The 8,409-nt window shown below is 62.1% G+C and carries 6 protein-coding genes and 1 tRNA gene; 4 read left to right on the top strand and 3 right to left on the bottom strand.

What is annotated here, in order from left to right:
* The 3 genes from VGN12_18890 to VGN12_18900 form a co-directional block, all read left to right on the top strand.
* A partial coding sequence (locus tag VGN12_18890) for a cyclase family protein (GenBank protein HEY4311522.1) occupies positions 1 to 408 on the top strand: 408 nt, incomplete at its 5' end.
* Between the two features lie 140 nt (positions 409 to 548).
* Positions 549 to 619 (top strand) — tRNA-Gln (locus VGN12_18895).
* Positions 620 to 711: 92 nt separating this feature from the next.
* Positions 712 to 2,742: a tetratricopeptide repeat protein gene (locus tag VGN12_18900; protein HEY4311523.1), complete on the top strand. Its 2,031-nt coding sequence runs from the start codon at positions 712 to 714 to the stop codon at positions 2,740 to 2,742.
* Between the two features lie 76 nt (positions 2,743 to 2,818).
* Here VGN12_18900 and VGN12_18905 read toward each other — a convergent pair whose 3' ends face one another.
* From VGN12_18905 to VGN12_18915, 3 genes are all read right to left on the bottom strand, one after another.
* Positions 2,819 to 4,060, bottom strand: a complete 1,242-nt coding sequence (locus VGN12_18905) for a DUF5005 domain-containing protein (protein HEY4311524.1) — start codon at positions 4,058 to 4,060, stop codon at positions 2,819 to 2,821.
* Between the two features lie 90 nt (positions 4,061 to 4,150).
* Positions 4,151 to 5,677, bottom strand: coding sequence for a DUF1501 domain-containing protein (locus tag VGN12_18910; GenBank protein HEY4311525.1), 1,527 nt, complete (start codon positions 5,675 to 5,677; stop codon positions 4,151 to 4,153).
* Positions 5,667 to 7,679 (bottom strand): DUF1549 and DUF1553 domain-containing protein, encoded by a 2,013-nt coding sequence (locus VGN12_18915; protein ID HEY4311526.1) that lies wholly within the window; start codon positions 7,677 to 7,679, stop codon positions 5,667 to 5,669. Before VGN12_18915 ends, VGN12_18910 begins: the two co-directional genes overlap by 11 nt.
* A 268-nt stretch (positions 7,680 to 7,947) precedes the next feature.
* Here VGN12_18915 and VGN12_18920 point away from each other — a divergent pair.
* Positions 7,948 to 8,409, top strand: a 462-nt coding sequence (locus VGN12_18920; protein HEY4311527.1) for a hypothetical protein, incomplete at its 3' end; no start/stop codon positions are given.

Below are 8,409 nucleotides of genomic sequence, written 5' to 3' on the forward strand. Positions count from 1 at the left end.
CAACTGGCGAAGATCAATTACCAGTTACAGCCGCGCGATATCGTGCTTTTGCAAACCGGCGCGGACCACCGGCTCGACACACCGGAATACTTCGCCCAGCCGGGGCTGGGTCGGGATGGAACGCTGTGGCTGGTCGAGCAGGGAGTGCGGGTGATCGGGATCGACGCCTACACGCTCGATCGGCCGTTCGCCGCGATGGTGGCCGATTACCGCCTGACGGGGGACGGCCGCGCGATTTGGCCGGCCCACTTCGCCGGCATCACCCGCGAGTATTGCCAGATCGAGAAACTGGCGAACCTCGACCAGATCCCGTGCCCGCACGGCTTTTATGTCTCGTGTTTGCCCGTAAAGATCGAGCGGGCGAGCGCCGGATGGTGCCGCGCCGTGGCCCTGGTGCCGGAAGAATAACGGCGTTTCGCGCGACAAGTAGACCGGCCGCACCGTGGCCCCCGGCCTTGACTCGTTTTCCAGCCCCCTCTAGTCTTTGAAAAGCTGCCGGTCGCGGTCGCGAGGCGTTATCCGCCGCGACCGAGGGCAGAAAACCTTTCTGGGGAATGGTGTAACGGTAGCACGACTGGCTCTGGACCAGTTAGTCTAGGTTCAAATCCTAGTTCCCCAGCTTGCGAAGAACGTCGGAAAGCCTCGCCGCGAAATAGTTTAACGCAGCGAGGCTTTTTCGCGCGCTCATTTCGTCGCCGAGACCCAATTCCGATGGCACGAGTTCCCAGGCAGCGCTCCCGACCGGCCAAGAGCGTGGCCCCGCGCTCGGGGGCACCGTCGTCGAGCCCGCGCGGCCGAACTCTGCTGGCAGGCGCCGCCCTGATAATTATGGTCGTGGCCAGTTACGCCTGCGCGTTGCGGGCCGATTTTATCTGGGACGACGACGCCTACGTCACGAAGAACACGACGCTCGAATCGGTCGATGGCTTGCGGCGCATCTGGTTCGAACTGGGAGCCGTGCCACAGTATTACCCGCTCGTTCATACGACCTTCTGGATCGAACGGCATCTGTGGGGGCTCGATCCGGTCGGCTATCACGCGGTGAATATCGCGTTGCATGCCGCGGGCGTGCTGCTGGTATGGCGGCTGCTCTTGCGGCTCGAGGTGCCAGGGGCCTGGCTGGGGGCTGCGCTCTTCGCCGTACATCCGGTCGAAGTCGAATCGGTGGCCTGGATCACGGAGCGCAAGAACGTATTGTCGTTACCGCTGGCACTATTGTCGATGCTGGCTTACTTTCGCTTTGCTCCGCCTGAAGAAGATGCGGTCGGCACGACTTCGCAACGATCACCGCACCGCTGGCGATGGTATGCGGCGGCGCTCTTGCTATTCACCTGCGCGGCACTGAGCAAAACAGTGGTCGTGACGATGCCGGCCGTGCTCTTGGTGATCGTATGGTGGAAGCGCGGCCGGATCACCGCGCGAGACGCGATTCCGCTAGTGCCGTTTTTTGCCGTGGGGTTGGCGCTGGGGATGGTCACGGTCTGGATGGAAAAACATTTCGTCGGCGCGGTAGGCGAAGAGTGGTCGTTGACGCCGGTCGAACGGGTGTTGCTCGCCGGGCGCGTATTGTGGTTCTACGCGGCGAAACTTGCGTGGCCTTATCCCCTCGCGTTCTTCTACCCGCGGTTCGCCATCGACCAGGCCGTGTGGTGGCAATACTTGTTTCCGCTTGCAGCGCTGCTCGTCATGGGCGGGCTATGGTACGCGCGGGATCGCCTGGGGCGCGGACCGCTCGCCGCGGTGTTGATCTTCGCCGGAGTTTTGACGCCGGCGCTCGGTTTTTTTGATGTCTATCCATTTCGCTTTTCGTTCGTGGCGGATCACTTTCAATATCACGCCGGGATCGCGCTGTTGGCGCTCGCGGCGGGAGCCATCTCGCCAGCGCTTGTGCGGCTGGATCGCGAGCGGCATGGCGCGCAAGCTCTGGCGGTCGGCATCTTGCTTTCCGTCCTGGGGGTGCTGACCTTTTGCCAGACGTTCGTCTACTACGACCTGGAAACGCTGTACGCGGACACGATCGTCAAGAATCCGACCAGTTGGACCGCTTACGCCAATCTGTCGATGCACTACAGCACCGTAGGCCGAAAAACCGAAGCCTACGCGTTGGCCGAGCGTGCTGTTGAGCTCGCGCCGAACGATTCGCTGACCAATGGCAACTTAGGGGCGCTACTGCTAGCGGACGTCAATCAAGAGGGGGACGCGGACGGCAATCTGTCGCGCGCTACCGAGTATTTTCGAAAGTCCGTCGCTTTCGAGCCGGCCAACGTACCGGCGCGCAAAGGGCTCGGCTATGCCCTGATGAAGTCGGGGAATTACGCCGAAGCCGAACAGCAACTCACGGCCGCGCTCGACGCAATGCCCGAGGATGCCAACGCTCTGTACGCGCTGGGCATGGTTCGGGCGGGGCAGCAACAATGGCAACCAGCGCGGGACGCATTCGAACACGCGCTGCGCATCGACCCGCTGGATATCGACACCCATCGCGCGCTGGCCGAAGTCTTAGAAAAACTTGGACGAGCGGACGAATCGCAGCAGCACGCGGCAACCGCCGGCGAGCTGGCCAAGGCTCGCGCCGCGGTGCTCGCGGAACTGGGCGAGAGCTATCTCCAGAACGGCCATCTCGAACAAGCCACGGCCGCGTTCCGTCGGGCGGTGCATCTGGATGCGAATAATTCGGCGGCCCAAAGGGGGCTCTCGCGTGCGCTTGACGCCGCGACTGATCATTTCACTCCGCGACCGTGATGGACGTCGCCTGCCGGCCAAGACAAGTATGCCGGGCAGCGAATCGCGCCGGCACCTCGCATACCTTTGTCGTCTGCTACTTAACGTTCGGCGGCTCGGGCAGTACGCCGTATGGCACGCGCACGAAGCGCGGTCGATAGATCGCGGCGTTGCTCGATGACTCGCCAAAGTCGAACGAATTCACCACGTAGCTCACCAGCAGCTCGCCCGGCCGGCTGATTTCCGGATGCGCCTTCGCGGCATACGTAAAATGCTTCTTCTGACCGTCGACGTCGGGCACCTGATAGACGGGCGTGGCCTTCGACCAAGGGCCGAACATCGATCGAGCGGTCCGCGCCATGATGCGCGTCCCGAACCACGCCTCGGTGTGAATCAGCACCCATAAGGGATGCTCGCCGGCAGGTAGCCGTGTCACCGAGAACTCGGTCGTCACGTAGGTCGCCAGCGTCACGGCCGCCTGCGATTGATCGCTCCAACCGTCCACGGTGCGAAAGCGCCACTGCGTACACTCCTCGACCTTATCGACCGCGACACGGGCCACGACCAATTCGTTTGCCCCCTTCGGTCTCTGGCGACAGCCGAAGACGTAAAGCTCTGGTTCATGCCGAGGCTGCGGCCCCTGTTCAGTCTGCGAATCAACGATTAATTCCGAGCCCCACAAAATCTCAGCCTCGCCGGATGGATTCGCTGTAGCCGGAAAGGCGTCCGGAATCGCGAATTGACGCGGCTGCCATGTCGTCCAATCGGCCGCCGGATTATCAACGATGGCAAGAGCGCTTCCCACGCTCTTGAAGCCCAGCCCGTCGGTCAACGATCGCGCCGTGCGCCACAGAAAAAACACCAGGCGTTCTTGTGCGGCGCCGGCGGGTAGCAGCGTCGCATCGGCCAGCCAGTACCAATCACCTCGACCTGTCCGCGGTCCGGCCGGCAATTTCCGATCAGGATGTATCCAGGCCTTGGCATCCTCGCCGTCTGTGCCTGCACCCCAGAGAAACGTTACCGCCGCCGGATCGGGCGCGGCGCCTGCGGCCGGCATTCGATGTCGCGCGAGCGTGTTATTCACCATCCTCAGGCCCGATTGACGGCGTCCCTCGCGCACTTCACCGATATACGTGTCCGCGAACAGCCACAGCACGTCACCGCCGGGCAGTGGCGTCGAATAAATCGCATCACCGCCAATCCAACCGTCAGCCCGATCGAAGGCGGCATCCCACGCCCGATCTGGAATGGCCGCGGTGATCGGCTCCTCGGCGCGTCCGGTGACGTTGATCGCCAACAACACGGCGCAGGAAATCAGCAGCCGAGAGTAAGAACGCATCAAATCACCCGCCCCCAAGTGACTCTGATTAGGCGAGGCTCAGGAATGCCAAAACGCGAACCACGAATAACACGCCGTCGCTAGTCATCGTTAGGCGATCACTTCATGGATGACGCGGCCGAAGACGTCGGTCAGTCGTTCGTCGCGCCCTTGATGGAAGTACGTCAGGCGCTCGTGGTCCAATCCCATCAGCGCCAATAGAGTCGCGTGGATATCGTGCAAGTGAACCTTATCCGTCACGGCTTCAAAACCAAACTCGTCGGTTTCGCCGTACGAGACGCCCCCTTTAACGCCGGCGCCGGATAGCCACATTGTGAAGCCGTACGGATTGTGATTGCGGCCGGGAGCGCCCTCTCCTTCGGCGAACGGCATGCGTCCGAACTCACCGCCCCATAGGATTAGGGTGCTTTCCAACAGGCCCCGACGTTCCAGGTCGATCAATAGCGCCGCGATCGGTTGATCGACCTCGGCGGCGTGGCGACCGTGATTCTTTTCAACGCTCTCGTGCGCGTCCCACGTCTCTTCCAGATGGCCACCACCGCTGTAGAGCTGCACGAAGCGCACGCCCCGTTCGACCAGCCGGCGGGCCACCAGGCAATTCCGTCCGAACTCATCCGTCGGTTGCTGCCCCACGCCGTACAGATCGAGCGTCTCTTGCGTTTCGCTTTTCAGGTCGACCGCCTCGGGCACCTCGGCCTGCATGCGGAAAGCCAACTCATAACTAGCAATTCGCGCCGCCAGCTCGCTACCCCCTGGCCGCGCGGCCATGTGCTGCTCGTTCAACTTGCCCAACAGGTCGAGCTGTTCGCGCTGCGCCGCCGTGCTGATGTATTCCGGCCCGCGCAGATCGAGCACCGGATCGCCGACCGGCCGGAACAGCGTCCCTTGAAAAGTGCTGGGCATGAAGCCGGCGGCCCAGTTCGGCTGCCCACTGATCGGACCACCGCGTTTATCCAATATCACGACATAGCCGGGCAGGTTTTGATTTTCGGTGCCCAGACCATACACAGCCCAACTCCCTAGCGATGGTCGGCCGATTAATGTCTTGCCTGTGTTCATCGCCACGAGTGCCGAACCGTGCGCGTGACTGTCCGTATGGCACGATCGCAACAGCGCCAACTTGTCGGCATGTTCGCGGACGCGTGGAAAATAATCCGAGATCATCAGCCCGCTCTGGCCCCCCGGTCGAAACGGCCGCCAGGCCGGGGTCAGAAAACCCATCTTGCGATTGCCCGAATTCGTGAACTTCTTCCCGTCAGGCAAAGTCTTGCCGGCGTACTTGGACAGCTCCGGCTTGTAGTCAAACGTATCGATGTGGCTCGGTCCGCCGTTCATCATCAAAAAGATGACGCTCTTGGCCGGCGTAGCAAAATGCTGCGACTTCGGCGCGAGCGGGCTGGCCGGTGCCGGCACGTCGTTGGCCCGCGCATGACGATTGAAGAAGCCATCGGCTCCCAACAAGCTGGAGAGGGCCACACCCGCGAAACCGGCTCCCATTTCCCACACGAACTCGCGCCGAGTCTGCCCGCAGGGAAAAAGGCCCTGCCCTCCACCGAGCACGTTATGCGATCCGGGAAGTTGTACCGGAGTATTCTGTCGAGAATCGTCAGTCGACATAGATAAACTCATTCAGGTTCAAGAGCACGTGGCAGAGCGACGAGAGTGCCAATTGCTCGGGATTAGCTGTTGATTTCGGATCGGTCGACGCAGTACCTTTGTCCGGCGCCTTCGAAGTCGCGGTGGCATTCGCGCTCCCCTCGGCAGCCGTGACCGGCTTGTCCGCCAGGGCCGACGATTGCTCGCCTGTCGAAAATCGTTCCCGCTGCTGCGCCAGATGCGTCACGGCAAATTCTCGTTCGGCCTGCGTAGGGGCGCGCGACAGAGCCAACCACCAGGCACGCTCGATCTGTGCTAACTTTTCGGGCCCGGCCTCGCGCACGACACGCTCGGCCAAGGCATCGCTCTGGGCATGGACAAAATCGTTGTTTAACAGTGCCAGGGCCTGGGGCGCCACGGTCGATATATTCCGCTGCGCGCACGGCAACGTCGTATCGGCGAAATCAAACACCGTCATCAGCGGCAGCAGCAGCGATCGTTTCGTGAACATGTAAATGCTGCGCCGATTCTGTTCCTGCGGCGAGGATTCCTTCCAATCGGCTCCCTTTTTGGAAAGCCCTTCCAGTGCATCACGGTTGGCAGTCGGATAGAAACTTTGCCCGCCCAGTTGCGGATTCAAGTCGCCACTGACGGCCAGCATGGCATCTCGCATCGGTTCCGCCTCGAGCCGGCGCCGGTTCATGCGATACCAATGCTCGTTGGCGAAATCGCGAGTCGCGTAATCGGCCTGCTGCGGATGTGTCGAGTCCATCCGATACGCGCTCGACATCAGAATCATTTTGTGCAGCCGCTTGGCTTGCCAGCCGTGCTCGATGAAATCGGCCGCCAGCCAATCGAGCAATTCCGGATGCGTCGGCGCGGTTCCCATGATCCCGAAATTGTCGGGCGTACGGCACAGCCCTTCGCCGAAATGATGCAGCCACAGTCGATTCACCGCCACGCGCGGCGTCAGTGGGTTGGCCGGATCCGTCATCCAGTTCGCCAGTTGCGTGCGGCGATGTGTCGTCTTGGCCTCGGCCGGCGGCGGGTCGACCGGTCGCTCCAATCGCGGCAGCATCGACAGATAACCGACGGGCACCACGTCCCCTTCACGGCGCGGATCGCCGCCCCCTAAGAGCTTCACGGCGTCCGCGTCGCGCCCACTGTCGGTATAGGCCAGCAGCTCCTTGTTTTCATCGGCCCGGCCCGCAATGAAGAAGCCGAGCATCGAGTAATAGTCGGTCTGCTTGATCGGGTCGAACTTATGATCATGGCACCGTGCGCATTTCACGGTCAGCGCCAGAAAGCTGGTCGACGTCGCGCCGATCAAATCGTCAAGCTGCTCGAATTTGTAGACCAGCGGATCGTTCGGCTCGTCGTCGAACGTGCCAACCCGCAACAGGCCGGTTGCCGCGCGTGTGTTCTCGTTCTCATCCGGCAGCTCGTCCCCGGCCAATTGCTCGAGCACGAACCGGTCGTACGGCATGTCGTCGTTGATCGCCCGCACGACCCAATCGCGATAACGCCAGGCGCCCGGCTTTTCCGCGTCACGCTCGTAACCGTTGGTCTCGGCAAAGCGCACCACGTCCAGCCAGTAACGAGCCCAACGTTCGCCGAAGTGAGGGCTGGCAAGCAAGCGATCGACTAGCCGCTCGTAAGCCTGCGGAGAATCATCCGCCAGAAACGCCCGCACTTCATGCGGCTCGGGGGGCAGTCCCCACAGATCGAAGTACACCCGGCGGATCAGACGCTCGCGCGCCAGCGGCGGTGCCGGTTCCATTTGCTCGGCCTCGAGTCCGGCCATAATGAATCGGTCGATCGGCGTGTTGCACCAGTCGGCTTGTTTAACCGCCGGCGGTTCCGGCTTTTTCACAGCAACGAGCGACCACAGATCCTCGGCCGCGGCACTTTCGCCAGCATCAGCGACACGCACGACAGCCGGCAACAGAACCGCCAGCAGCAGAACAACGGACGAAAAAAGCCTGGACCGGGACCGCGCGAAAAACCAGGGGTGCGCTTGCATTCGCCAAAGCTCCTCGAGGGGCGCCGCTTCGAAGGTCGCGCGCAGCGGGCGTGCGCGACGCAGGTGGGAGGCCGATCCGAGACATTCCGGCCCGCCCCCAGTCTATCCGCCCCCGCGGACCCCCGCCAGTTTTTCGGTTCAACGGTCCGTCGTCAATTAAGGTCCGAATCGGGTTGGTAAAAGTCGAAACTAACAAGGTATGCTTGCCACGAAGCATTTTGGACCGCGCAAGCTCCACCCCGCCGGCGACCACGCAAAGGAATCTCACGTGAGCAATCCCGTCGATCCAGAATCACCACCGCCGGTGCCGCCAACTGCGCCGCCCCGGGCTGTTCCTTACCCGGCCGTCGACGTGCAATTCGGTCACGTGCTGAATCACGCGGTGGGCTGCTATTTCGCGCAATGGGCTAATTGGCTGGTGCCCGTCCTGTTATCGATCTTCATCGGCATCGCTTCGGTGTGTGGCATTTGTTTGCCGTTGTTTGTCGGTGGTCCACTGGCGTGTGGGTTATTCGGATGCGCTTTTGCGGCGCTCGATGGTCAACAGGTCAACGTTGCAACTTTGCTGCGCGGCTGGCGACATTTCTTCACAGCTTGCTTTGCCGGTGTGCTCCTGATGGCGATCAACCTGGTGCCGCTCGTGCTGCTGTTCCTGTTGCAAATGGCCGCCGCGGTATTGGCGATCGGAATGGACGCGCTCGCCGCCAACGGGAATCAGGCGCCGCAGGTG

This window comes from Pirellulales bacterium (assembly GCA_036499395.1).
In the GTDB taxonomy this organism is placed as follows: Bacteria; Planctomycetota; Planctomycetia; order Pirellulales; family JACPPG01; genus JACPPG01.

Coding starts and splice junctions, on each gene's coding strand:
- VGN12_18900 (HEY4311523.1), top strand. CDS start 712: ATGGCACGAGTTCCCAGGCAGCGCTCCCGACCGGCCAAGAGCGTGGCC.
- VGN12_18905 (HEY4311524.1), bottom strand. CDS start 4,060: ATGCGTTCTTACTCTCGGCTGCTGATTTCCTGCGCCGTGTTGTTGGCG.
- VGN12_18910 (HEY4311525.1), bottom strand. CDS start 5,677: ATGTCGACTGACGATTCTCGACAGAATACTCCGGTACAACTTCCCGGA.
- VGN12_18915 (HEY4311526.1), bottom strand. CDS start 7,679: ATGCAAGCGCACCCCTGGTTTTTCGCGCGGTCCCGGTCCAGGCTTTTT.